Below are 516 nucleotides of genomic sequence, written 5' to 3' on the forward strand. Positions count from 1 at the left end.
CCCATTGTGTGCACTGCAGCCAGCGTTAGCGTTGTGATAGTGATTGCAGCACCAGCCATGTTGATGGTTGCACCCAGAGGGATAGATACTGAGTAAGTGTCTTCATCTAGGTCTAACTTCTCACATAGCGCCATGTTTACTGGGATGTTCGCTGCTCTTGAGCGAGTGAAGAACGCTGTTACGCCACTTTCACGTAGACATTGGAATACCAATGGGTACGGGTTTTGTTTGGTTTTGAAGAATACGATCGCTGGGTTTACTACTAGCGCGATAATCATCATTGCACCAAGTAGAACCGCAAGAAGGTGAGCGTAGCTTGCTAGCGCGCTGAAACCCGTTGTCGCGAAAGTTGAAGCAACCAGACCAAAGATACCAAATGGTGCAAGACGGATGATGAAGCGAACAATGTGAGAAACACTGTGGCTTAGGTCTTCAAATACCGCTTTCGTTGTTGCTGATGCGTGGTGAAGTGCAAGGCCAAGACCCACACCCCAAGCAAGAATACCGATGTAGTTC

General features: G+C 48.3%; 1 protein-coding gene. It reads right to left on the reverse strand.

The features are described from left to right. The coding region (locus R7044_RS28090) for a cation:dicarboxylate symporter family transporter (RefSeq protein WP_225456378.1) at positions 1–516 on the reverse strand (516 nt) is incomplete at both ends.

Source organism: Vibrio sp. 1402 (assembly GCF_033340275.1).